The 23,881-nt window shown below is 63.0% G+C and carries 19 protein-coding genes; 14 read left to right on the plus strand and 5 right to left on the minus strand.

What is annotated here, in order from left to right; genetic code table 11:
- Nucleotides 1-29 precede the first annotated feature (29 nt).
- The 4 genes from IC614_RS03945 to rpoD are packed head-to-tail and all read left to right on the plus strand — an operon-like array spanning nucleotide 30 to nucleotide 4,818.
- Nucleotides 30-482: a GatB/YqeY domain-containing protein gene (locus tag IC614_RS03945; protein WP_200972504.1), complete on the plus strand. Its 453-nt coding sequence runs from the start codon at nucleotides 30-32 to the stop codon at nucleotides 480-482.
- A 41-nt stretch (nucleotides 483-523) separates the two neighbouring features.
- The gene (locus IC614_RS03950; protein WP_200972506.1) at nucleotides 524-913 is read left to right on the plus strand and encodes an endonuclease domain-containing protein; all 390 of its coding nucleotides are present in this window, start codon (nucleotides 524-526) and stop codon (nucleotides 911-913) included.
- Nucleotides 910-2,769 (plus strand): DNA primase, encoded by a 1,860-nt coding sequence (gene dnaG / locus IC614_RS03955; RefSeq protein WP_200972507.1) that lies wholly within the window; start codon nucleotides 910-912, stop codon nucleotides 2,767-2,769. Before IC614_RS03950 ends, dnaG begins: the two co-directional genes overlap by 4 nt.
- A gap of 18 nt (nucleotides 2,770-2,787) precedes the next feature.
- Nucleotides 2,788-4,818 carry an RNA polymerase sigma factor RpoD gene (rpoD, locus tag IC614_RS03960; protein WP_200972508.1) on the plus strand — a complete coding sequence of 677 codons (2,031 nt, stop codon included), beginning with the start codon at nucleotides 2,788-2,790 and terminating at the stop codon, nucleotides 4,816-4,818.
- A gap of 135 nt (nucleotides 4,819-4,953) precedes the next feature.
- Here the strand turns inward: rpoD and IC614_RS03965 are convergent, their stop codons facing one another.
- Nucleotides 4,954-6,879: a hypothetical protein gene (locus IC614_RS03965; protein WP_200972509.1), complete on the minus strand. Its 1,926-nt coding sequence runs from the start codon at nucleotides 6,877-6,879 to the stop codon at nucleotides 4,954-4,956.
- 269 nt (nucleotides 6,880-7,148) lie between these two features.
- On the opposite strand from IC614_RS03965, the gene IC614_RS03970 reads away from it, so the two are divergent.
- From IC614_RS03970 to IC614_RS03985, 4 genes are all read left to right on the plus strand, one after another.
- The gene (locus tag IC614_RS03970) at nucleotides 7,149-7,439 is read left to right on the plus strand and encodes a PspC domain-containing protein (protein ID WP_200972510.1); all 291 of its coding nucleotides are present in this window, start codon (nucleotides 7,149-7,151) and stop codon (nucleotides 7,437-7,439) included.
- 127 nt (nucleotides 7,440-7,566) lie between these two features.
- The gene (locus IC614_RS03975; protein ID WP_200972511.1) at nucleotides 7,567-8,238 is read left to right on the plus strand and encodes a DUF6975 family protein; all 672 of its coding nucleotides are present in this window, start codon (nucleotides 7,567-7,569) and stop codon (nucleotides 8,236-8,238) included.
- A gap of 71 nt (nucleotides 8,239-8,309) precedes the next feature.
- On the plus strand, nucleotides 8,310-9,152 hold the full coding sequence (locus IC614_RS03980; protein ID WP_200972512.1) for an AAA family ATPase: 843 nt from the start codon (nucleotides 8,310-8,312) through the stop codon (nucleotides 9,150-9,152).
- A 6-nt stretch (nucleotides 9,153-9,158) separates the two neighbouring features.
- On the plus strand, nucleotides 9,159-10,031 hold the full coding sequence (locus tag IC614_RS03985; protein WP_200972514.1) for a DUF817 domain-containing protein: 873 nt from the start codon (nucleotides 9,159-9,161) through the stop codon (nucleotides 10,029-10,031).
- Nucleotides 10,032-10,037: 6 nt separating this feature from the next.
- On the opposite strand, the gene IC614_RS03990 is transcribed toward IC614_RS03985, so the two are convergent.
- The gene (locus IC614_RS03990; protein ID WP_200972516.1) at nucleotides 10,038-11,450 is read right to left on the minus strand and encodes a methyl-accepting chemotaxis protein; all 1,413 of its coding nucleotides are present in this window, start codon (nucleotides 11,448-11,450) and stop codon (nucleotides 10,038-10,040) included.
- A gap of 107 nt (nucleotides 11,451-11,557) precedes the next feature.
- Between IC614_RS03990 and IC614_RS03995 the strand changes: the two genes are divergently transcribed.
- From IC614_RS03995 to IC614_RS04005, 3 genes are read left to right on the plus strand one after another with little or no spacing between them, the layout of a single operon-like run.
- Nucleotides 11,558-12,736, plus strand: a complete 1,179-nt coding sequence (locus IC614_RS03995; protein ID WP_200972518.1) for a vWA domain-containing protein — start codon at nucleotides 11,558-11,560, stop codon at nucleotides 12,734-12,736.
- 44 nt (nucleotides 12,737-12,780) lie between these two features.
- On the plus strand, nucleotides 12,781-14,139 hold the full coding sequence (locus IC614_RS04000; protein WP_200972520.1) for an NAD-dependent succinate-semialdehyde dehydrogenase: 1,359 nt from the start codon (nucleotides 12,781-12,783) through the stop codon (nucleotides 14,137-14,139).
- Nucleotides 14,136-14,612 carry an AAC(3)-I family aminoglycoside N-acetyltransferase gene (locus IC614_RS04005; protein WP_200972527.1) on the plus strand — a complete coding sequence of 159 codons (477 nt, stop codon included), beginning with the start codon at nucleotides 14,136-14,138 and terminating at the stop codon, nucleotides 14,610-14,612. Before IC614_RS04000 ends, IC614_RS04005 begins: the two co-directional genes overlap by 4 nt.
- Here IC614_RS04005 and IC614_RS04010 read toward each other — a convergent pair.
- Entirely contained in the window at nucleotides 14,609-15,808 is a 1,200-nt protein-coding gene (locus IC614_RS04010; protein ID WP_200972529.1) for an exo-beta-N-acetylmuramidase NamZ family protein, read from the minus strand. The two genes, IC614_RS04005 and IC614_RS04010, sit on opposite strands and share 4 nt — an antisense overlap.
- Complete coding sequence (locus IC614_RS04015) at nucleotides 15,805-16,443, minus strand: DOMON-like domain-containing protein (protein WP_200972531.1); 639 nt, start codon at nucleotides 16,441-16,443, stop codon at nucleotides 15,805-15,807. Before IC614_RS04015 ends, IC614_RS04010 begins: the two co-directional genes overlap by 4 nt.
- A gap of 90 nt (nucleotides 16,444-16,533) precedes the next feature.
- On the opposite strand from IC614_RS04015, the gene tyrS reads away from it, so the two are divergent.
- Entirely contained in the window at nucleotides 16,534-17,757 is a 1,224-nt protein-coding gene (gene tyrS / locus IC614_RS04020; protein WP_200972533.1) for a tyrosine--tRNA ligase, read from the plus strand.
- A 120-nt stretch (nucleotides 17,758-17,877) separates the two neighbouring features.
- Here the strand turns inward: tyrS and recG are convergent, their stop codons facing one another.
- Nucleotides 17,878-19,935, minus strand: a complete 2,058-nt coding sequence (gene recG / locus IC614_RS04025; RefSeq protein WP_200972535.1) for an ATP-dependent DNA helicase RecG — start codon at nucleotides 19,933-19,935, stop codon at nucleotides 17,878-17,880.
- 139 nt (nucleotides 19,936-20,074) lie between these two features.
- On the opposite strand from recG, the gene IC614_RS04030 reads away from it, so the two are divergent.
- The gene (locus IC614_RS04030; protein WP_200973088.1) at nucleotides 20,075-20,341 is read left to right on the plus strand and encodes an FAD assembly factor SdhE; all 267 of its coding nucleotides are present in this window, start codon (nucleotides 20,075-20,077) and stop codon (nucleotides 20,339-20,341) included.
- A gap of 64 nt (nucleotides 20,342-20,405) precedes the next feature.
- Nucleotides 20,406-23,867, plus strand: a complete 3,462-nt coding sequence (gene mfd, locus IC614_RS04035) for a transcription-repair coupling factor (RefSeq protein WP_200972537.1) — start codon at nucleotides 20,406-20,408, stop codon at nucleotides 23,865-23,867.
- Nucleotides 23,868-23,881: the final 14 nt, after the last annotated feature.

Genomic DNA, 23,881 nt, shown 5'->3' on the forward strand with positions numbered 1-23,881 from the left:
CTTTCCGCTGAAAGCAAGAATGAGAGACCATGATTCGCGACGACATCAAAGCCGCGCTCGTCACCGCCATGAAGGGCGGCGACAAGGAGCGGACGGCCACCATCCGCCTCATCCAGTCCGCGATCAAGAATAGGGACATAGAGCTGCGCACGGCGGCGAGCGCGCCGGATGACGACGTTTTGGTAACCGAAGTGCTGCAGAAGATGATCAAGCAGCGCCGCGAATCGATCACCATGTATGAACAAGGCGGACGGCAGGAATTGACCGACCAGGAAAAGGCCGAGGTCGCGGTGATCGAGGGCTTCCTGCCCGCGCAGATGAGCGAGGACGAGGCCAATGCCGCCATCGATGCGATCATCGCGGAAGTGGGCGCGAGTTCGGTGAAGGACATGGGCAAGGTGATGGCGGTGCTGAAGGAACGCCATGCGGCCAGCATCGATATGAGCAAGGCGAGCGGGCTCGTGAAGGGGCGATTGGGGTGAAAATGCCCCCCTCCCGCTTGCGGGAGGGGCTGGGGGTGGGCATGGCCTTATTCAAACCACGGCCGACGAAAATAGCGCGCACTCTTCGCAACAATGCCACGCCTGCCGAGAAGCTGCTTTGGAGGCATTTGTCGGGCCGCCAGCTCGCCGGATTTAAGTTTAGCCGGCAGATGCCCGTTGCCGGTTACGTTACTGACTTCATGTGCCGAGAAGCTAGGCTGATCATCGAACTGGATGGCGGCCAACATGCCTTGGCAGTGGAGCGCGATGAAATCCGGACTAAGGCAATCGAAACCGAGGGCTTTCGCGTCATACGCTTCTGGAACAATGATGTGCTTGAACGGACGGAAGGTGTGCTGTTGGAGATTAAGCGGGTTTTGGGGCCATGCCCACCCCCAGCCCCTCCCGCTTGCGGGAGGGGAGGTTTGTGAGCCTTTCCCCCCAATTCCTGGATGAACTCCGCGCCCGCACTCTGCTTTCGTCCGTCATTTCCAAGCAGGTGAAGCTGCTCCGGGCGGGGCGGGAATGGAAGGCGTGTTGCCCGTTTCACAAGGAGAAGACGCCGTCCTTCACGGTGAATGATGACAAGGGTTTCTACCATTGCTTCGGTTGCGGCGCCCATGGGGATGCGATCCGGTTCTTGACCGATGCGCAGGGGCTCCCCTTCATGGATGCGGTGAAGGAGCTTGCCGACAAGGCGGGGATGGAGGTTCCGGCGGCCGATCCACGGGCGCGGGAAAAGGCCGACAAGGCGGCGGGGCTGTACGATGTCATGGCCGCGGCAGCGCGCTGGTTCGAGGAGCAGCTCGATGGGATCGATGGCGCCGATGCGCGCGATTATCTGAAACGGCGCGGGATTACCGAAAAGACGAAGGCGCGCTTCAACTTCGGCTTCGCGCCGGATTCGCGGTCGAAGCTCAAGACAGCGCTCAAGGAGTTCGGAGTTGAGAAGCTGGTCGAATGCGGCCTCCTCATCCAGCCCGAAGAGACGGGCAAGGAGCCCTATGATCGCTTCCGGGGCCGCCTGATGATCCCCATCCGCGACCCGCGCGGGCGGGTGATCGCGTTCGGCGGACGCATCCTTGGTGACGGCGAGCCCAAATATCTGAATTCCCCGGAAACGCCGCTTTTCGACAAGGGACGGACGCTCTACAATCTCGACCGCGCCTCGCCCGCGAGCCGCGATGCCAAGCGCGTCGTGGTGGTCGAAGGCTATCTGGACGTGATCGCCCTCGACCAGGCGGGGATCGGGGAAGGCGTCGCGCCGCTCGGGACCGCGCTGACCGAGGGACAGTTGGAGCGGCTGTGGCGGCTCTCCCCTACCCCCCTCCTCTGCTTCGACGGGGACGCGGCGGGGCAGAAGGCGGCAGTGCGGGCGGCCTTGCGCGCCCTACCCCATGTCGGGCCGGGACGGTCGCTCGGCTTCGTCACGCTTCCGGCCGGGCAGGATCCCGACGACCTCATTCGCGCCAAAGGGCGCGGGGCGCTGGAGGAATTGCTGGGAAACCCGGAAAGCCTGGTCGACCGCTTGTGGCGGCATGAAAGCGCCGCCGAGCCGCTCGACACGCCGGAGCGCAAGGCGGGCCTCAAGCGCCGTTTGCTCGATCATGTCGGGAGCATCGCCGATCCCGACGTGCGCGATCAATATCGCAGCGCGCTGATGGACCGCTTCTATGCGCTGATCCGTCCGCCGCGCCGGGAATGGGTACCCAATCGTCCCGTGCGGGGACAGAGTTTCCAGCGCTTCGCCCCGCCCCGCCCGGCATCGGCGGAAGCAAAGGCGGTGGGCGCGCGGGGGTTGGCGCCTCATGAAATGCGCGCCGTTCTCGCCGGATTGCTGCGTTTTCCGGGCGCGATCGCGCCCCATGCCGAGGCCGTGGCGGCGCTTCCGATGGGCGATGCGGGGGCCGCCCGATTGCGCGATGCGATGGTCGATGCGGCCCTGATGCACGGCGAACTTGATCAGGAGCGGCTAAATACCATATTGGCGGACGAAGGCGTCGCTGCTCTGGTGGAGCAATTGCGCCTGCAAAAGGGATTGGGCTTTTCCTTCACACGCCGTGCCGCCGACCCGGAACGCGCCTTTCGCGATCTCGTTCTGGTGATCGAGACATTGGCGGCCAGGCCCGCGCTGGATGCGGCTTTCGAGGCGGCGACGGCACGGCTGAAGGAAGATGGAAATGAAGACGCGTTCGCGGAGCAGCAACGGCTCCGGGCGGCGCGGGATGAGGCTGACAGGAGGCTCGCGGCGTTGATGGAAAGCGACGCGGACCAACCCTCAAGTTAAATTGGAACAGGCTTGCGAATGGCGAAGACGAACACGGTCGACACGGCGGACAAGAGCGAAGGTGGCGATGCCCCGCTGATCGACCTCAACGAGGCGTCGATCAAGAAGCTGATCGCCCGCGCCAAGAAGCGCGGCGTCATCACCTATGACGAATTGAACGATGCGCTGCCGCAGGACCAGATGTCGTCCGAGCAGATCGAGGACATCATGTCGGCATTGAACGACATGGGCGTCAACATCGTCGAGAATGACGACAGCGACGAAGAGGAAGGCGGCGAGGACGCCGGCGCCGAAGTCGAGGAAGTCGGCGAGGAAGGCACCGAGGGCGAGCGCTTCGTCATCGAAAAGAAGAAAGAGACGGTCGATCGCACCGACGATCCCGTCCGCATGTATCTGCGCGAAATGGGCGCGGTGGAATTGCTGTCGCGCGAGGGCGAGATCGCGATCGCCAAGCGCATCGAGGCCGGCCGCGACACGATGATCTGGGGGCTGTGCGAAAGTCCGATCACCTTCAACGCCATCATCGAATGGTCGACGGCCTTGAACGAAGGCCGCATGCAGCTGCGCGAGATATTGGACCTCGATGCCATGCTGTCCAAGGGACCGACTCCCGAGCAGGTCGAAAGCGCCGAGGACGAGAACGAGGACGAGATTTCCGAAAAGACGGCCGGGCCCTCCTTCAAGGAAGAAGAGGAGCCGGAAGAGGAAAGCGTCGACCAGGAGGAAGACGAGCTTACCGAACGCCGCACGCCGCGTCCCACCGAGGATGAGGACGAGGATAACGCGCTTTCTCTTGCCGCGATGGAAGAATTGCTGAAGCCGCAGGCGCTGGAGAAATTCGCCAGCATCACCGCGCTCTTCAAGAAATTCTCCAAGCTGCAGAATGCGCGCATGGAAGCGATGGGCGCCGGGCAGGATTTCCCCAAGGCGGACGAGAATAAATATCAGAAGCTGAGTGAGGAGCTGACCGCCGAGGTCGAAAGCGTCCAGTTCCACCAGCAGAAGATCGAATATCTGGTCGATCAGCTCTACAGCTACAACCGCCGCCTCACCGCGCTGGGCGGCCAGATGCTGCGCCTCGCCGAGCGCCACAAGGTGCCGCGCAAGGCGTTCCTCGACAATTATATGGGCCACGAGCTCGACGAGAATTGGTCGGAACGCGTCTGCAATCTCGACAAGAAATGGAACGCCTTCTGCACCCAGGAAGCGGCTTCCATCGAGCGTATCCGCACCGAAATCAGCGAGATTTCCCAAGCGACCGGCATGAGCCTGGGTGAGTTCCGGCGCATCGTCAATCAGGTGCAAAAAGCCGAGCGCGAGGCGCGGATCGCGAAGAAGGAAATGGTGGAGGCCAACCTTCGCCTCGTGATTTCGATCGCCAAGAAATATACCAATCGCGGCCTGCAGTTCCTGGACCTCATCCAGGAAGGCAATATCGGCCTGATGAAGGCGGTCGATAAGTTCGAATATCGCCGCGGCTACAAGTTCAGCACCTATGCGACGTGGTGGATCCGGCAGGCGATCACCCGCTCGATCGCCGACCAGGCGCGCACGATCCGCATCCCGGTCCACATGATCGAGACGATCAACAAGCTGGTCCGCACCGGCCGCCAGTTCCTGCACGAGTTTGGCCGCGAGGCGACTCCGGAGGATCTCGCGGAACGTCTGTCGATGCCTCTCGAGAAGGTCCGCAAGGTGATGAAGATCGCCAAGGAGCCGATCAGCCTCGAAACGCCAATCGGCGACGAGGAGGACAGCCACCTCGGCGATTTCATCGAGGACAAGAACGCCGTCATCCCGGTCGACGCGGCGATCCAGGCGAACCTCAAGGAAACCGTGACGCGCGTTCTGGCCTCCCTCACCCCGCGCGAGGAACGCGTGCTGCGCATGCGCTTCGGCATCGGCATGAACACCGATCACACGCTCGAGGAAGTCGGTCAGCAGTTCAGCGTGACTCGTGAGCGCATCCGCCAGATCGAAGCGAAGGCGCTCCGGAAGCTGAAGCATCCGAGCCGGTCAAGGAAGATGCGGAGCTTCCTCGATCAGTAATCTCGCCAACGCACCACTTTTATGGTTGCGATACTTCGACGCGACGGCGGTTTGGCAGGCTTATAGCAATATGAAATGCATGCACCATGCGCCGCGGATGATAGAGCGGTTCATCATCCGCGCCGCATCTTTATATTAATCTCGCTTGCTATCGCTGCGCTGTGGCTCCGCGACAGGTTTAATTGTGCCGTAGGCTCTCGGGGTCGTGCTTATATAATCTTGATATTCTCTCAACGTTCGCGCGACGGCTTCATTGGCTTGGTCATATATTTGCTTTGCCTCGTTCTCAGCGGTCGCATCTCCCTCTGCAGCGGCCATTCGCTCCTGCGCCTCCCTGACTGCATTGCGACTGCTTTCCAATTTGTCGACAAGTGCTTGTTCTTCAGGGGGCATGCCGCCCCCTTCCCCGTCGGGGCCGTCATATTCGGGAAGTGCCTTCTGTTCCGGCGATGACCCGGCAGTGGCGGCAGAGCCGATCGGCTGATCCAAGGCGCTTCGTCCCGACAGGTCAAATGGGGAGTTTTCCGGGTGAGGTTCAGCGCGCAAATAATCCTGATACAGGTCCGGCGCGTTCTTCCTCAAATATTCGCTATATGCATTCTCCGACCGAACGACTTCCCTACGGGCTTCGGTGAACATTCTGTTGGCCTCCTTATCCGCTGGATGATCATCTCGATAACGAGCAGCTTCTTCCAGCTTGGCCCGGGCCTTGTCGTAATTGCTTTTCAGCTCTTCCCGAACGGCTTGATGCGCGAGGTCATTCGCGCGCGCTTCGGTCTGGCTGCTGGTTTCATAGTCTGCTTCCGCCGAGGCGCTGTCGCCCTGTTGACCGACGCTGCTGATGAAATTGCCCGGATCGCGATCGAAGCTGAAGTTCATCGGCTCGGCCGGGTGCCGCACGGAATAATCGATGCCGGCGAGGCCGGTGATGGCAGCCTTGCCATTCTGGAACGACAGCCGCGCAGTATCGGATTGACCGCGCGGCAGATCGAGTTGGATGACGAGGCCTCCCCAAGGATCGGTGTTGATGACGCCGCCTGCCTCCATCTCCTTGATATGATGATCTTTCAAATAATAGATGACCCCCGCGCGCGGAGGCTCGGCCATATAGTCGATCTCGAGTTTCGCAGAGTCGACCACCATGGCCGGTTGCTCGGCATCGTAAGGCTGTTCTTTACGCGGGCCCGGGACGGTCTGGCTTCTGCGGTCCCAAAACGTGCAGCCGCTGACCATCTTGCCCTGCCGCATGATCGCTTCGGGCGCGCATATCGATTCGAGATAACCTTCGAGGTCGGTGATGACGGGGCCCTTTTCCTTACCAGGTTGGGCTTCCTTTACCGGTGGCTTTGCCGGTGCTTTGGACGTCTCGGGTACGGCGCCTTCAGTCCATTTGTTGAGCTGGCGGAAGGCATCCTGTAGCAATGCTCTTGCATGACCCAGCTCCCCACGCGCGCTAGCGATCCGCTCGATATGCTCAGCACTGAAAGGATTCTTGGTCGCCTCAACAATCGCGCGGCCTAGATCTGTCTGCGCTTCATCGATCACTCTCTGCAAGTGCAACATGAAAGCGTGGGCACCATCGTGCCACCCTTGCCTATCGACCGTCATATCTTCGCCGTCAGGCAGGAGGCCGGCATCACGAAAAGAGATGATTGCGATATAGTCGGCGGTGGCGGTTTGCAGCGCGCCCGCATCCGTACCGGATTCCGCTGCCGCCTGAGTGATGCGAGCGGAAACATTCGCCGCCGCCGCGGCTTCTCCGCGCAAAGCGCTCAAGACCGCCGCGACCGGTTCGTCTTCAGGGGTCGGGATATTGGCGAGCCTGGCCAGTCCGGTTAACTGTCGCGCGACAACCTCGCATGTCGCGGGCGAGCTGGCCGCAGCGCGGGAAGCGATTTCATAGTTTAGCTCAAAGCTCTGCCGCAGCGGATCGGCGGTTGCGCCGGCCCCGTTAAAGGCGGTACGTGCGGCCTCGACATCTCCAAGACAATCCGCCCGCGCTGCGGAGGGCATCGCCGCGCAGAGCAAAATGGCGGTACCGGCCAACAAGGTGAAACGCATGAGAAATCCCTCCCGATAACGCTGCCTTTACCTGCCTTTAGCCGGTTTCCGCCACCCCAATCGACGAGACCCGTCATTGCGTCGACGATGTCGGCTGCGGATGCGGAGGGCAAAGCTGGCGGGATTTCCCAATTGTTGGCAACGCAATGCCCCATTTGAATGGGCAGGCTGCTTCATCTCTTCCAGAAACCGCATGAATTCGCCATTTTCTTCATCTGGCATGGCGTTTGCTTTTGCTTGCCGTGAGCATGTTTCAAAAGGAGCAAAATATGGAAGCCGCCATCCGCCAGAACCTTTTCACCCGCGACGACACTTTCCTGGGCATTTGCCAGGGACTGGGCGAAGATCTGGGCATCAGCCCCGATCTCTTTCGCGTCGCGATGATCCCGGCCTTGTTCTTCTTCCCGGTCCAGACCCTTGCCGCCTATTTCGGCACGGGCGCGGTGGTTCTTTTCTCGCGTCTCGTTTTCCCGGCTGCTCCACGCGTTCGCAAGGGCACGGGACCGCGCGTCGAAGCAAAGCCCGCCGGGATCGAGACCGAATTGCAGATGGCGGCATGATCGTCCATTTCGGCGCAAAATGCGCCCTCTGTCCCCGATCGGGACGAGGCGTAAACTTCGCCTTTACCTAACCCCTGCTAGCCGGGGAGGCACCGCACCGGAAGGACGGGATCAAGGGGAGACGAGAATGGCGATGGCGAAAATTGCGGCACTGGAAGTCTCCCGGGGCGCCAGCCTGCTCTTCGCGCACGTCATGGAGCGCGGGAGCGTGGCGCATCCCTATGTGCGGAGCCCCTTACTCTCATCGGGGCCCGCCGCGGAAGCGAACCTTGCCGACGCGATCCATTTCCTTTGCACGCTTCATGCCCGCTATCCGAGCATCATCGAAATGGCGCAGGACCGGAATGCCGATTCGCTGGCCGGCCAATGGTTCGCCGCCGCCTCGCGCGCCTTCACGACCGAGCGCAACCTGCTCGCCAAATTGGTCGTGACCGTCGGCCCCCTGCCCGCGACGCCGGGCGCCGGGGCGAGCGATGCGATGGCGCTGGGGCAGCAGCGGGCGATCACCTTGCTCGCCCAATCGGAGCGGCGCGGCTGCGGGCTTGGCGCGGCGCTGGCGCTGGCGCTCGACTGGTTTCACATTCGCCATGTCCTGAACGCAGCCGCCCTGCATTTCGGCATCGTGCCGCCGCCCAACCGCTTCACCGATGAAAATGCCGTCGCCGAAGTTGCGCACGCCGCGATGGAAAATCCGGCGGTCGAACGTGCCCTTCTCTTCGGGGCCGAGCAGATCCTCCTCCAGCATCACGGCCTGTGGGGCGTACTCGAAGCCCGGCAACTGGCGCGTAGCGAGCGCTGAATTCCGGGAGGCGGCTTGCCTCTCCCCTCCCCCTCGCTTATTCCCGCCTTACGCTTACGTAAGAGGGCAGAATGCGTTTCGAGGGCACCAGGGATTATGTCGCGACCGACGATCTGAAGGTCGCCGTCAATGCCGCGGTGACGTTGCGCCGCCCCTTGCTCGTGAAGGGCGAGCCGGGAACCGGCAAGACCGTTCTCGCCCACGAAATCGCGAAGGCCGCGAAGGCGCCGCTCATCGAATGGCATGTCAAATCGACGACCAAGGCGCATCAGGGTCTCTACGAATATGACGCGGTCGGGCGCCTCCGCGACGGCCAATTGGGCGATCCGCGCGTCCACGACATCGGCAATTATATCCGCAAGGGCAAGTTATGGGAGGCGTTCACGTTCGAAACGTTGCCCGTCCTCTTGATCGACGAGATCGACAAGGCGGACATCGAATTTCCCAACGACCTCCTCCAGGAATTGGACCGGATGGAGTTCCACGTCTATGAGACGGGGGAGACGGTGAAGGCGAAGGAGCGGCCGATCGTCGTCATTACGTCGAACAATGAAAAGGAGCTGCCCGACGCCTTCCTGCGCCGCTGCTTCTTTCACTATATCAAGTTTCCGGACCGGGAGACGATGCAGGCGATCATCGATGTCCACTTCCCCGGCATTCAGCAGATTTTGGTCAGCAAGGCGATGGACATTTTCTACGAGGTCCGCGACGTGCCCGGCCTCAAGAAGAAGCCCTCGACGAGCGAGCTGATCGATTGGCTGAAGCTGCTGCTCCACGAAGACATGCCGCTCGACGTGCTGCAATCGCGCGATCCGGCAAAAGCGATCCCGCCGCTGCACGGCGCGCTGCTCAAGAATGAAGCCGACATCATGCTGTTCGAGCGCCTGGCCTTCCTGTCGCGACGGGGCGGCTGAACGGGGGTGCCGAAGCATACCCGCTTTGAGCAGGTTCGCACCGCTCTTGAAAATGCAACGGTCGCTGGCGGTTGGCCAAGCCATATCTACGAATTCCTGTTGTTCGGGTTCAAGCAAGCCTGGGCTTGCCTGTTCGGCGCACTGATCCTGTTTCTGTTGATCGCGACACATCTTTTCTACCCGGATGACGCACCGCTTGCCCGCTACGATTTTCTGACGCTCGCGGCGATCGGCATCCAGATCGCGCTCCTGCGCTTTCGACTGGAGACATTGGAAGAAGCCAAGGTGATCCTGGCTTTTCATATCGTTGGAACCGTGATGGAATTGTTCAAGACGGCGGCGGGATCCTGGGTCTACCCGGAGCCCGCCATTCTGAAGATTGGCGACGTGCCGCTCTTTTCCGGTTTCATGTATGCGGCCGTCGGCAGCTATATCGCGCGCATCTGGCGCATTTTCGATTTCCGTTTTACCCATTATCCGCCGCGCTGGGCAACGATGCTGCTCGCGGCGGGCATTTACGTCAACTTCTTCGCCCATCACTGGGTTGCCGACATGCGGGCGCCGCTCCTCGCCGTGACCGCAATCCTGTTCCTTCGCTGCCGCATCTATTACACGCCGTTCCGGACGCCGCGATGGATGCCCTTGCTGATCGGCTTCTTCCTGGTCGCGGGTTTCATCTGGCTGGCCGAAAATATCGCCACGTTTTCGAATGCGTGGATCTATCCCGATCAGAAAGACGGCTGGCGCATGGTCTCGTCGGCGAAACTCGTCGCCTGGTATCTTCTGATAATCATCTCATTCTTGCTAGTATCGCTGCTTCATCGCCCGGAGGCGGTTAGCGAGAGGATGCCAGAGAGAACCGCCGGAGCCCGAGGCTAGGGCCGGTCAGGCCACGATATCGTCCCTGTAGGCCAGTTCGAAATTGCCCCACCGGCGTCCCTTGATATGTAGGGGGATGAAGACGTTCTTTACCGGGATGTAATTGCCGTCGCCGAGCTGAACGCTGTACACGGCGAGCATGGCCGGCGCGTCGCTCGCAAGGGCGCGGCTGGTGGGATCGTCCATCATGATCCGCCGGTTGCGGCAATGCTTGACGTTCCATTTCGGATCGGGGCCCTGCTTGTGGCAATGCTCCGTCCGGTGGGTCGGCAGATAGCCGTTCATGTCATTGATCACCGGCCCGACATAATAACGGGGATTGCTGGCATTGATGCGATCGAGCAGCGGTCGGACATAGGTGTCGGCGAAATCGCTGAAGGCCGTATCATATTGCTGCGGATTGGAACCAGGGACCGGGCGGTAATCCTGATCGAAGACTTGGGCGAGAGTGATTTCGCCCCGGTCGATCCCGGCTTCTATGACGGCAGCGACCTCATCGCGATACCCCTGTGCGGCTTCGATGATTTCCGTGTCGTCGATACGCACACCGCAGCTCGCCAGCTTGTCCAGCATGAAACTGGAGAGCTGTTCCAGCTTCGTCAGGCGATCCTGTGCCTGAACGAGCTGACCGCCATTAGCGCGGGCGTCGACCGCGAAGGCCGCGAGACCGCCCTTCACATTATCGAAGCTCTGCTGGATGATGCTGGTCGATTGCGCGATGCCATCGGTCTGCCGGTCGACCATCGCGACGAGTTCCGCCACATCGTGGATCGTGTCGTTAATGGTGCTGAAGCCACTTTGCGCTGCGCGGCTGCGATCCACGCCGGTTTTAATTTCGGAAATGACGAGGGACGCCTCGCGCGTGAGGGAGGCGATGGTCGTCCCGATCTCGCTGGTTGCGGCGCGCGTGTCGTGAGCGAGTTTCTTCACTTCCGCCGCGACGACGGCGAAGGACCGGCCCGCCTCGCCTGCCCGTGCCGCTTCGATGGTGGCGTTCAAGGCCAGCATATTGGTCTTGTTGGCGATCGCCTCGATACTCGAGGTGACGTTCTGCACCTGCTCCATCGCGGTCGCGAAACCGGCCATGCGGTCGCCCAGTTGGACAACCAGATCGGCAAGTCCGCTGAAGATTCCGATCGTGTCGACGATGGCGCTGCGTCCGTTTTCCAGCTTTTCGCGCGCGCGTTCGGCCAGGATGCGCGCTTCGTCCGTCGATTCGGCGACCCGCGCCTGATCAGCGAGCAAATGCCGGGTGACGTCTTCCAATTTGTCGAGGGTCTTCAGATTCGCGGCGATGCGGTCCGAAACCACGGAAACATAACCCGAGACGTCCGTGCATTCGATCGCGAGAGAGCCACAATTGCGCGCCACTTCGTTGATCGCATTGCTGTCCAGTTCTTCTACCGCCGAGCTTGCCACCGCTTACCCCTTTGTCATCGATAAGAGGCGGCTTAACCCCAAAATATTGAAAGGCCGTTAACCAGCGGGCGCTGGCGTGAAGGCCGTGCGAACGCTAGCATGCCCCCATGTTCTTCTCCTTCGTCGACGCGCTCCGCGCCGCGGGCATCCCAGCCTCCCTGAAGGAACATCTGACCCTGCTCGAAGCGCTCGACGCCGAAGTGATCGCGGCACGGCCCGAGGATTTCTATTATCTGGCGCGGGCGACGTTCGTGAAGGACGAAAGCCTGATCGACCGTTTCGACCAAGTGTTCGGCAGGGTCTTCAAGGGGCTCGAGGCGGCCTATGGGACGGAAGAAGCGCCAATCCCCGAGGAATGGCTGAGGAAGATCGCCGAGCTTTACCTGACGCCGGAACAGATGGCGGAGATCAAGGCGCTCGGATCGTGGGAAGAAATCATGGAGACGCTGAAGAAGCGTCTGGAGGAGCAGAAGGAGCGGCATCAGGGCGGATCGAAATGGATCGGCACCGGCGGCACCTCCCCCTACGGCCATGGCGGCTACAATCCCGAGGGCGTGCGGATCGGCGGCGAAGGACGGCACGGGCGCGGGATCAAGGTGTGGGACAAGCGCGAGTTCCGGAATCTCGACAGCAGCAAGGAACTGGGCACTCGCAACATCAAAGTCGCGCTCCGCCGCCTGCGCCGCTTCGCGCGCGAGGGCGCGGCGGAGGAGCTGGACATCGACGGCACGATCGACGGCACGGCGCGCAAGGGCTGGCTCGACATCCGGATGCGGCAGGAGCGGCACAATGCGGTGAAATTGCTGCTCTTCCTCGATGTCGGCGGATCGATGGACCCGCATATCAAGGTGTGTGAGGAACTGTTCAGCGCCGCGACGAGCGAATTCAAGAACCTCGAATTCTTCTACTTCCACAATTGCGTCTATGAGGGCGTGTGGAAGGACAATGCCCGCCGCTTCACGGAGCGGACGCCGACCTGGGACGTGCTCCACAAATATGGACATGATTACAAACTCGTCTTCGTCGGAGACGCGTCGATGAGCCCCTATGAAATCAGCCATGCGGGCGGATCGGTCGAACATTATAACGAGGAATCGGGCGCGGCGTGGATGCAGCGGCTGGTCGGCACCTATCCCGCCGCGGTGTGGCTCAACCCGCTGGGCGACCAGCATTGGGGCTATTCCCATTCCATAGGGATGATCCGCGAATTGATGCGCGGGCGCATGTATCCGCTGACGCTCGATGGGCTGGACGATGCGATGCGGGAGCTTTCCCGCAAGAACTGAATGCCCGGCAATGCGTTGGCGAGGCAGATGAGGAGAAGCGCGAGATGTTCACCAGCGTCAATCCCGCCACGGGCGCCGAAATCGCGACCTATGAGGAGCTGAAGCCCGAGGAGGTCGAAGCGAAGCTTCAATGCGCGGCCGATGCTTTTGCCCGCTGGCGGACGACCAGTCCCGGAGAGCGGGCCGAGCTGCTGTCGCGGATCGCCGGGCAATATGAGACGCATAAGGCCCGGCTCGCCCGCACCGTCACCGAAGAGATGGGCAAAACCTACAAGTCCGCCGTCGCCGAGATAGAGAAGTGCATCGCGGGCTTCCGCTATTATGCCAAGCGCGGACCGGCGATGCTGGAGCCGGAGAAAGCAATGCTGGCGAACGGGCGCCAGGGGGAAACGCACCTCCTTCCCCAGGGCCCGGTGCTGGCCGTCATGCCGTGGAATTTCCCTTTCTGGCAGACGGTGCGGTTCCTCGCTCCGACGATCATGGCGGGGAATGTCGGACTTTTGAAGCATGCCAGCATCGTGCAGGGCTGCGCCGGACTGATGGAGGAGATGATGGCGGCGGCTGGAGCGCCGGAAGGCCTGTTCCAGAATCTACGCATCAAATCCGGCGCCGTGGCAAGCATCATCGCGGACGAGCGAATCGTAGCGGTGACGCTGACAGGAAGCGAAGGCGCGGGCGCGTCGGTTGCGGAAGTCGCGGGCAGACATCTCAAGAAAGTGGTGCTGGAGCTCGGCGGTTCCGATCCTTTCATCGTCATGCCTTCTGCCGATATCAATGCAGCGATCCCCCAGGCGGTGACGGCGCGCGTCCAGAATACCGGCCAATCCTGCATCTGCGGCAAGCGAATGATCGTCCATGCCGATATCCATGACGACTTCCTGAAAGGCTTTACGAACGCCATGCTGGCGGTGCGCGCGGGCGATCCGATGGATGAAGCGACGGACATGGGCCCCCTTTCCAGCTTCGAGCAGCTCGATACGGTGCTGGATCAATTGGAGCGTGCCAAAGCCGCGGGCGGAACGCTGACAGGGGGTGAGCGGATCGGCAATGCGGGTGCCTTCATCTCGGCGGGCGTGCTGACCGGCGTTCCGTGGGATAGCGAGATCGCGCGCGAGGAGATTTTCGGGCCGGTCGCGATGGTGTTCAAGGCGAAGGATGCGGACGAAGCGATCCGCATTGCCAATGCCGTGCCTTTCGGCCTCGGTTCGTCGGTCTGGACGAACGACGAAGCCGAAAAGCGCCGCTTCATCACGGAGATCGAAGCGGGCATGACGGCGGTGAACCAGATGCTCGCCTCCGCGCCCGAAGTGCCGTTCGGCGGGATCAAGCGGTCGGGGCACGGCCGGGAATTGGGACGCGAGGGCTTGCGCGAATTCGCGAATTTGAAGACCGTGATGCTGTGACTTCCGTTTCAGACTGGACGGTCCGGCGCCTTGGGTCGGACGATATTTCCCTCTTCCGCGGCCTGAACGCGATGTTCTGCAAGGCGTTTGAGGATCATGAAAGCTATGGGGCTAATCCACCGGACGATGCCTATGCACACTCCCTGCTTGCCAAGGAGCATGTGATCGCGCTCGCCGCCGTGGCGGACGGTGCGGTGATCGGCGGGCTTGTCGCTTATGAATTCGACAAGTTCGAGCAGGCGCGGCGGGAAATCTATATCTACGATCTTGCCGTCGAGGAAGCGTATCGGCGGGAAGGTATTGCGACCGCCTTGATCGAGGCATTGCGCGACATCGCCCGAAACAGCGGAGCCTGGGTCATCTTCGTGCAGGCCGATCATGGCGACGATCCGGCCATTGCCCTTTACGACAAATTGGGCGTGCGGGAGGAGGTTCTGCACTTCGACATCCCGATCGAAGGCAAGGACGCTTAGTAGCGCAGGAAGGGCCGCCGTTCCACATCCCATGCCTGTTCGTCGGGAAGGGTCAACGCGTCGAGCTCGGCCGGTGCCGTGGCGGGATCGTCGACCCACTCGCGCAGCAGCGGGCTGCCGTTGATGACGTCGATGGGGAGCTTTCCGAATTCATATTCGTAGGGGAAATCGCGCCACAGGTCGTAATCCGGATAGAGGCGGCGGATCGCCTTGAAGGCGAGCGCCTGGACGCGCCAGGGCTTGAAGGCGTGATGATCGTAGAAGGCGCCTTCCGCATGAATGTGAACGCCGCTGCACAAGCGCCCGACATGCTTGTGGAATGTCGGTTCGAACCAGCAGTCGCGGAGCTTGCAGCCTTGAAGCCACTGTGGCGCGAGGTTCTGCATTTCACCGATGATGGCGCGGGCGTCGATATCCGGCGCGCCGAACAGTTCGAGGGGGCGGGTCGTGCCCCTGCCCTCCGACAGGGTCGCCCCTTCGAGCATGACGGTTCCGGCATAGGCGCGGGCCATGTTGAGATTGGGGGCGTTGGGGCTGGGATTGATCCAGAGGCGCTCCTGGGGCCAGCCGAAACCCGGCGCGGCGTCGGGCTGATAGCCATCCATCTCGATCAAGCGGTAGGCGACGTCGAGCTTGTAATGATCGATGAACCAAAGGCCGAGCTCGCCCAGGGTGAGGCCGTGGCGCATCGGCATCGGCCCGGCGCCGACGAAGCTTTCCCAGCCTGTGCGGAGCGTCAGCCCCTCGACGGGACGCCCGGCGGGATTGGGGCGGTCGAGTACCCAGACTTCCTTGCCGTGGGTGGCAGCGGCTTCCAGCACGTAGAGAAGCGTGGTGATGAAGGTGTAGATGCGGCAGCCCAAATCCTGCAGGTCGATCAGGATGACGTCGAACGTGTCCAGCATCGCGTCGGTCGGGCGGCGGACTTCACCATAGAGGCTGAAGACGGGAATGCCGTGAGCGGGATCGCGGAAATCCGGCGATTCCATCATATTGTCCTGCTTATCGCCGCGCAGGCCGTGCTGGGGGCCGAAGGCGGCGGTGAGCGTCACGTCGTCCAGCGCCGCGAGCGCATCGAGGCTGTGCGCGAGGTCTTCCGTCACCGATGCGGGATGGGCGAGCAAAGCAACGCGACGTCCTTCGAGCGGGGCGCGGAGGGTGGGGTCGGCGAGGAGGCGGTCGATTCCGAATTTCATGACGGCATCGCTGCCGGGAGTTCGAGCGCAAAGCAATCCTGATGATGGAAATCCGGCTTTCCCGGCGGGTGTTTCAGCGCCCAATAGGAGATGCGGCCGTTCCGTTCCTCGATCACGGCGGAGAGGGCGAGATGCCAGGGCGCATCGAGGGGAAGCATGGTGGGTTGGAGCTCCAATGTCGCGGTCAGCATGAAGAAGGGCGTATCGAAGCGGTCGAGCGGCCCTAGGCCAGCGGCGAGGCCGTCATCGTGGTCGCTCAGCGGCTCGTGCCGCAGGTAGGTTCCAATGGCTGGATCGCCCACGTGCTTTTCGGGCACCATGCCTTCGCGGTAGCGGGTGAAACGGTAGCAATTCCATTCGCCTGACGGAGCGAAGTTGAATTCGCGATAGGCGCTGTCCTCGCCGACCCGCAGGAAGGCTTCGAAACAAGTGGTGCGCCAGAGCTCATCCTTCCGCGCGTGGCCCTTCACGTGATGGGCAAAGCGGAGGGCGTCGATCTTGCCGGTGGCGATGAAGCGCAGCGCGATGCGGCGGAGGCCCGAACGGCTGCCGTGGCGGCCGACCTCGACTTCCATCCCGGTGAGCGGACCGCAGGGCGTATCAGGATGGCATTGAAGGGCGACGCTTTTGGCCATGCATCCGGCCTAAGTGAAGGACAGGGCTTCGACAAGCGCGGCCCGAACGGTGTTGGTCGCAGGAGAAGGCCGTGCTAACCGCGCCCCGCTATGACCGAATACAAATCCGATCTCCTTCGCCTGCTGTCCGAGCGCGGCTACATCCATCAGGTGACCGACGCGGAGGGCCTCGACGCCCTCGCCGCGAAGCAGATCGTGCCCGGTTATATCGGCTTCGACGCGACCGCCCCTTCCCTTCATATCGGCAGCCTGGTCCAGATCATGATGCTGCGGCGGCTCCAGCAGGCGGGGCACAAGCCGATCGCGCTGATGGGCGGCGGCACGACCAAGGTGGGCGACCCGTCCGGCAAGGACGAAAGCCGCAAGATGCTGAGCAACGAGGCGATCGACGCGAACATCCAGACGATCCTGACGCCGTTCCGCAACATGCTGACATTCGGCGACGGGCCGACCGATGCCGTCATGGTCAACAATGACGACTGGCTGTCGAAATTAGAGTATATTCCTTTCCTGCGCGACATCGGGCCGCATTTCACGATCAACCGGATGCTGACGTTCGACAGCGTGCAGCTGCGGCTGGAACGGGAGCAGCCGCTGACCTTCCTCGAATTCAATTACATGATCCTGCAGGCCTACGACTTCCTGGAATTGTCGCGGCGGCGGGGCTGCCTGCTGCAGATGGGCGGAAGCGACCAGTGGGGGAATATCGTCAACGGCGTCGAGCTGACGCGCCGAATGGACGGTCGCCAAGTGTTCGGCCTGACGACCCCGCTCATCACCACGGCCGATGGCGCGAAGATGGGCAAGACGGCGGCGGGCGCGGTGTGGCTGAATGCCGATCAGCTTAGCCCTTACGATTATTGGCAATTTTGGCGGAACACGCAGGATGCCGATGTCGGTCGGTTTCTGAAATTGTTCACCGATCTGCCGCTGGACGAGATCGCGCGGCTGGAGGCGCTGCAGGGTAGCGAGATCAACGAGGCTAAGAAGGTGCTGGCCGATCATGCCACGGCATTGGCGCACGGCGGGGATGCAGCACTGGAAGCGGCGGAGACGGCGCGCAAGACCTTCGAAGAAGGCGCGGCGGGCGAGGCGCTGCCGACTTTTTCCGTGCCTTCGGGGGAGATCGGGATCATCGATGCGATGGTGGCTTTGGGGCTGTGTGCGTCCAAAGGCGAGGCGAAGCGGCTGATCGCGGGTGGCGGTGCCAAGGTGGATGGCGAGAAGGTTGAGAGCGAAACGGCGACGGTGTCAGTCGAGGGCCAGGTCCGCGTTTCTGCAGGCAAGAAGAAGCACGGGATTTTGACGCGGTGAGAATGCCCCTCCCCCTTGATGGGGGAGGCTGGGTGGGGGGTGATCTACGACGTAGAGCGCGTTCCTTCCGGAGACATCACCCCTCCCCAACCCCTCCCCATCGAGGGGAGGGGCTTTTTGTTAGCCACTCCTGAGCAAGTCCACCGCCGCATCCCTTTCGAAAAGATAGAGAAGGTTGCGCGCCGTCTGGCCGCGTTCGCCCTTGAGGCCGCCGTCGCGGTCGATGAGGAGACGGGCATCTCCGGTTGCGACGGGCGCAAGTTCCTGGAGGAGTTCGGGCGTGGCGAGGCGGAATTGCGCTTCGCCCGACTGGCGGGTGCCGAGAATTTCTCCAGCGCCGCGCAGACGGAGGTCTTCCTCGGCGATGCGGAAGCCGTCATTGGTTTCGCGCATCAGGGCGAGGCGCGCGCGGGCGGTTTCGCTCAAGGCGTTGCCGCGGAGGAGGAGGCAGACGGAGCGCTGGTCCCCCCGCCCAACGCGGCCGCGCAGCTGGTGGAGCTGGGCGAGGCCGAAGCGGTCTGCGCCCTCGATGATCATCAAGGTTGCATTGGGGACATCCACGCCAACCTCGATCACCGTGGTCGCGACGAGGACGGAGAGGCTGTTGCGCTGGAAGGCCGCCATGACAGCGTCCTTTTCCGGGCCCTTCATGCGGCCATGGACGAGGCCGATCCGGTCGCCGAAGCGCTGGCGGAGGGTGCGGGCGCGTTCCTCGGCGGCGGCCTGATCGGAGGCTTCGCTTTCCTCGACGAGGGGACAGACCCAATAGGCCTGACCGCCGGCCTCCATGTGACGGCCAAGGGCGTCGACGACTTCGGCGAGGCGATCGACGCTCAGCACGCGGGTTTCGATCGGCTGGCGGCCCGGCGGCATTTCGTCGAGGCGGCTCACGTCCATCTCGCCATATTGGGTGAGCGTCAGCGTGCGCGGGATCGGCGTTGCGGTCATGACGAGGAGGTGCGGCGGGTGAGCGGCCTTGCTCGCCAACATCATGCGCTGTGCGACGCCGAAGCGGTGCTGCTCGTCCACCACGGCGAGGCCGAGATTCTTGTAGCCGACCGCCTCCTGAAAAATGGCATGGGTGCCGACGAGGATGTGGATCGAGCCGTCCGCTAGGCCCATCAAGGTGGCGTCGCGCGCCCTGCCCTTCTCGCGGCCGGTGAGGATCGCGACATTGACCGGAAGGCCGGAGAGTTGGCGGATCAGGGTTTCGAAATGCTGGCGGGCGAGAATTTCGGTTGGGGCGAGCAGCGCGCCCTGCGCCCCGGCCTCCACGGCGATCAGCAGGGCTTCGAGCGCCACGAGCGTCTTGCCGGAGCCGACATCGCCCTGGAGCAGGCGGAGCATCGGCATGTCCTGCTGCATGTCGCCCTCGATCTCGCCCATGGCGCGGCGCTGGGCGCCGGTGGGAGCATAAGGGAGGTTGAGCATGGCGCGGAGGCGGCCGTCGCCCTTCAGGGGCACGCCCTTGCGCTTGCGGGACGAGGCGCGGACGAGGCTGAGCGCAAGCTGGTTGGCGAAGATTTCGTCATAAGCGAGGCGGTGGCGGGCGGCATCGGCCTCCGGATCGCGATGGGCCTGATGAAGCGCCTTCTGCCAATCCGGCCAGCCGCGTTTCGCCATCAGGCTCGGTTCGATCCATTCGCCGAGGCTGGGGAGGCGTTCGAGCGCCTGTGCGGCAAGCTGGCCCATGCGGTTGTTGGTGAGGCCTTCGGAGAGCGGATAGACGGGCTCGCGGAGCGGCAGCGTTCCGGCCTCGGCGGGTGGCAAGACATAGTCCGGATGAACCATCTGCAATTCCTGGCCGTAGCGGTCGAGCTTGCCGGAGATGATCTTGGGCTCGCCAAGGGGAAGCTGCTTCTTGGCCCAGCCCGGATTGTTGAAATATGTGAGGGTCACGTAATTGCCCGCCTTGTCCGTGGCGTGGACACGGAACGGCCCCCTGCCCCCGCTTTGGCGGTAATCGACGGGCGTCACCTCGACGACGATGATGCGGCCGACATCGGCCTCGTCCAGCTCCGCGACGCGGCGGCGCTCAATCCAGCTGACCGGCAGGTGGAACAGGATGTCGGCGACCTTTTCCAGCCCCAGCCGCTTCAGCGGCTTGGCAAGGCCTGGGCCGATGCCCTTCAGCACCTCCACTTCGGCGAACAGCGGATTGAGTCTATCGGGCCGCATGACTAGATGCGTGTCCTAATCAAAGGGGAGGTGGGAAACCAGTGCCTCTCTCGTGTTCCTGCGAAAGCAGGAACCCAGTTTCACCTTTAGCGCCGCTGGGCTCCTGCCTTCGCAGGAGCACAGCGAGCATGGAGCCATGATGGATCGCGACAACCGCCTGAAACGCCTGCGCTTTCGCGCCTGGCACCGGGGCACGAAGGAGGCCGACCTGCTGATCGGCGGCTATTTCGACGCGCATCATGCAGGCTGGAGCGAGGCGGAGATCGGCTGGTTCGAGGCTCTGCTCGGCGAGGAGGATGTCGAGATCATGGCCTGGGCCATCGGCACCCAGGCGCCGCCCGCGCGTTACGAGGGGCCGATGATGAGCAAGCTCCAGACCCTCGATTATATCAGGCATTTGCGGTGATGGCGGGCGTAGTCTCGCCCCTCCCCCTTGATGGGGGATGGCTTTCTTGGGCGAGCGGCAGGGCATGAGCGACCTTTCCAAGATTCTTTCCGCCAAGGCGCCCATCACTCTCGCCGGCGCGCCTTCAGGCTTCCTCCCGTGGCTCGCCGCCGATCTGGCGCGGGCCGCCAAGGGTCGCGCCGTGTTCATCGCGCCCGATGAAGCGGCGATGCGGGCGATCGTCGACGCAGCGCATTATTTCGCGCCGGAATTGGAGACGCTGTCTTTCCCGGCTTGGGACTGCCTTCCCTATGACCGCGCCTCCCCGTCCCTGCGCGCTTCGTCGGAACGTCTGGCCGCGCTTCATGCGTTGCAGGGCAAGCCGAAGGGGCCGCAGCTGCTCGTCACCACGGTCAACGCCGCGACCCAGCGCACGCTGACGCCGTTTCGCATTCGCCAACTTGTCGCACGCCTCGCGCCGGGCGAGCGGATCGACCGGGATCGGCTCGCGATGCTCCTCAATGCCAATGGCTATGTCCGGGTGGAAAGCGTTCAGGACGCGGGGGAATATGCCGTGCGCGGCGGCCTTGTCGATCTTTTCCCTTCGGGTGAGGAAGAGGCTTTGCGCCTCGACTTCTTCGGCGACGAGATCGAGACGGTGCGCCGCTTCGACCCGGCGACGCAGCGGACGACGGGGACGGTGGAGGGCTTCACCCTCCTCCCCGCGTCCGAGGCTTTGCTGGACGAGGAGAGCATCAAAAGGTTCCGGTCGCGCTACCGCGAATTGTTCGGCGCGGCTGCGACCGGCGATCCGCTCTATCAGGCGGTATCGGACGGGCGGCGGCTGGCCGGGCTCGACCATTGGCTGCCCCTCTTCGAGGAGCGGCTGGCGACCCTGTTCGATCATCTGTCCGATGACGATATCGTCGTGCGCGATGCGGGGGATGCGGGAGCGGCCGAGGCGCGGTTCGAGGCGATCGCCGATTATTTCGAGAACCGGAAACGCGCACAATCGAGCGATCCGGGCAGCTACCGGCCGCTCGAGCCCAAAACGCTCTACCTGACGCGCGAGGAATGGCAGACGCTGATCGAGGATCGGCCGCTGCATCTGACGACGCCTTTCCACGAGCCGGAAAGCGCGAGCGTCGTCGACTTCGAAGTGGACGGCCCGCGCGACTTCGCGCCGGAGCGGGCGCAGAACGCCAATGTCTATGAAGCGGTGGTCGCGCATGTGACGGCGCTCCGGCGCTCAGGGCACAAGGTGGTGTTGGCGAGCTATACGGGCGGCGCGCGGGAGCGGTTGAAAGGCCTGCTTGCCGACCATGGCCTCACCAAGACGGTCGAGGCGAATGGCTGGCAGGAGGCACTGGGCGCGGCGGCGAAGAACCAGGTCGCGCTGACCGTCGTCCAGCTCGACCACGGCTTCACGACCAAGGACGTGGCCCTCCTCACGGAGCAGGACATGCTCGGCGACCGGCTTGTGCGGCGCCGCAAGCGGAAGAAGAGCGCGGATGCTTTCCTGTCCGAGCTTGCGACGCTGAGCCCCGGCGATCTTGTCGTCCATGCCGATCACGGCATCGGGCGTTACGAGGGGCTGACGCAAATCCCGGTCGGTACCTCCCCGCACGATTGCGTGGCGCTCGAATATGCGGGCGGCGACAAGCTCTACGTGCCGGTCGAGAATATCGACGTGCTTTCGCGCTATGGCAGCGGCGAGGAAGGCGTCACGCTCGACAAATTGGGCGGCGAGGCCTGGCAGCGGCGCAAGGCGCGGATGAAGGAGCGGATTCGCGAGATCGCGAACGAGCTTATCAAGACCGCCGCCGAGCGCGCGCTCCGTCCCGGCGTGGTGGCGGAGCCGGACACCGGCTATGCCGCCTTCGTCGACCGCTTCCCCTATGAAGAAACCGACGACCAGGATCGCGCGATCCAGGATGTGATCGACGACCTCGGGGCGGGCAAGCCCATGGACCGGCTGGTCTGCGGCGATGTCGGCTTCGGCAAGACCGAAGTGGCCCTGCGCGCGGCCTTCATCGCGGCGATGGCGGGGTATCAGGTGGCGCTCGTCTGCCCGACCACCCTCCTGGCCCGCCAGCATTATAACAGCTTCAAGGAACGGTTTCAGGGTTTCCCGCTCGAGATCGGGCGCCTGTCTCGCCTCGTTCCCGCCGCCGAGGCGAAGGCAACGAAGGAAGGCCTGACCGAGGGCAAGGTCGATATCGTCATCGGCACCCATGCCCTCCTCGCCAAGGGCGTCGAGTTCAAGAAATTGGGTCTCGTCATCGTCGACGAGGAGCAGAGGTTTGGCGTCACCCACAAGGAACGCCTGAAGGCGATGCGGGCGGACGTGCACGTCCTCACCCTCACCGCGACGCCGATCCCGCGCACGCTGCAAATGGCCATGTCGGGCCTGCGCGAACTGTCCGTCATCCAGACGCCGCCGGTCGACCGCCTGGCGGTGCGCACCTATGTCATGCCCTGGGATCCGGTGGTGCTGCGCGAGGCCCTGCTCCGCGAACATTATCGCGGCGGGCAAAGCTATTTCGTCGTGCCGCGCATCGCCGACCTGCCGGAGATCGAGAAATTCCTGCGCAACGAGGTGCCGGAGGTGCGCTATGTCGTCGCGCACGGGCAGATGGCGGCGACGGACGTGGAAGAGCGCATGTCCGCTTTCTACGACCGGAAATATGAGGTGCTGCTCTCGACCACGATCATCGAGAGCGGGATCGACATTCCGACGGCCAACACGCTCATCATCCACTGTGCCGACCGCTTCGGCCTCGCCCAGCTCTATCAGCTCCGTGGGCGCGTAGGCCGGGCGAAGACGCGGGCCTACGCCTATTTCACCACGCCGGAGACGCGCACGGTCACGGAAAGCGCGGACAAGCGCCTGCAGGTGCTCGCCAATCTCGATAGCCTGGGCGCGGGCTTCCAGCTGGCGAGCCACGACCTCGACATTCGCGGCGCGGGCAACCTGCTCGGCGACGAGCAGTCCGGGCATATCAAGGAAGTGGGCTTCGAGCTTTACCAATCGATGCTCGAGGATGCGATCGTCGGCGCCAAGGCGGGCGACGCCGGCCTTGCCGCGGGCCGTGAGGAATTCTCGCCGCAGATCACCGTCGACGCGCCGATCATGATCCCGGACGATTATGTGCCCGATCTCGACCTCCGCATGGGTCTCTACCGCCGCATGAACGAGCTTGAGACGGCCCAAGAGATCGAGGAGTTCGCGGCCGAGATGATCGACCGCTTCGGGAAACTACCCGAGGCGACGGACAACCTCCTCAAGATCATCGAGACGAAGAACAATTGCCGCAAGGCCTGCATCGTGAAGCTGGACGTGGGTCCGAAGGGCGCGCTCGTCAGCTTCCAGAATGACGAGTTTCCCGACCTTCAGGGGCTGATCGCCTACGTCCAGCGCCTGAAGGGCACGGCGAAGCTGCGGCCGGATTCGAAGCTCGTCATCACCCGCAGCTGGCCGGACCCGCAGGCGCGGATCAACGGGGCGGTGCAGCTGTCAAAGGGGTTGGCGAAGATATTGGGATAGATATTCCGGCGAAG

It is taken from the genome of Sphingosinicella flava (genome assembly GCF_016025255.1).
In the GTDB taxonomy this organism is placed as follows: domain Bacteria; phylum Pseudomonadota; class Alphaproteobacteria; order Sphingomonadales; family Sphingomonadaceae; genus Allosphingosinicella; species Allosphingosinicella flava.

Coding starts and splice junctions, on each gene's coding strand:
- IC614_RS04000 (WP_200972520.1), top strand. CDS start 12,781: ATGTTCACCAGCGTCAATCCCGCCACGGGCGCCGAAATCGCGACCTAT.
- tyrS (WP_200972533.1), top strand. CDS start 16,534: ATGACCGAATACAAATCCGATCTCCTTCGCCTGCTGTCCGAGCGCGGC.
- IC614_RS03965 (WP_200972509.1), bottom strand. CDS start 6,879: ATGCGTTTCACCTTGTTGGCCGGTACCGCCATTTTGCTCTGCGCGGCG.
- IC614_RS03980 (WP_200972512.1), top strand. CDS start 8,310: ATGCGTTTCGAGGGCACCAGGGATTATGTCGCGACCGACGATCTGAAG.
- IC614_RS03970 (WP_200972510.1), top strand. CDS start 7,149: ATGGAAGCCGCCATCCGCCAGAACCTTTTCACCCGCGACGACACTTTC.
- mfd (WP_200972537.1), top strand. CDS start 20,406: ATGAGCGACCTTTCCAAGATTCTTTCCGCCAAGGCGCCCATCACTCTC.
- IC614_RS03950 (WP_200972506.1), top strand. CDS start 524: ATGGCCTTATTCAAACCACGGCCGACGAAAATAGCGCGCACTCTTCGC.
- IC614_RS03975 (WP_200972511.1), top strand. CDS start 7,567: ATGGCGATGGCGAAAATTGCGGCACTGGAAGTCTCCCGGGGCGCCAGC.
- rpoD (WP_200972508.1), top strand. CDS start 2,788: ATGGCGAAGACGAACACGGTCGACACGGCGGACAAGAGCGAAGGTGGC.
- IC614_RS04015 (WP_200972531.1), bottom strand. CDS start 16,443: ATGGCCAAAAGCGTCGCCCTTCAATGCCATCCTGATACGCCCTGCGGT.
- IC614_RS03945 (WP_200972504.1), top strand. CDS start 30: ATGATTCGCGACGACATCAAAGCCGCGCTCGTCACCGCCATGAAGGGC.
- IC614_RS04010 (WP_200972529.1), bottom strand. CDS start 15,808: ATGAAATTCGGAATCGACCGCCTCCTCGCCGACCCCACCCTCCGCGCC.
- IC614_RS03995 (WP_200972518.1), top strand. CDS start 11,558: ATGTTCTTCTCCTTCGTCGACGCGCTCCGCGCCGCGGGCATCCCAGCC.
- IC614_RS04030 (WP_200973088.1), top strand. CDS start 20,075: ATGGATCGCGACAACCGCCTGAAACGCCTGCGCTTTCGCGCCTGGCAC.
- recG (WP_200972535.1), bottom strand. CDS start 19,935: ATGCGGCCCGATAGACTCAATCCGCTGTTCGCCGAAGTGGAGGTGCTG.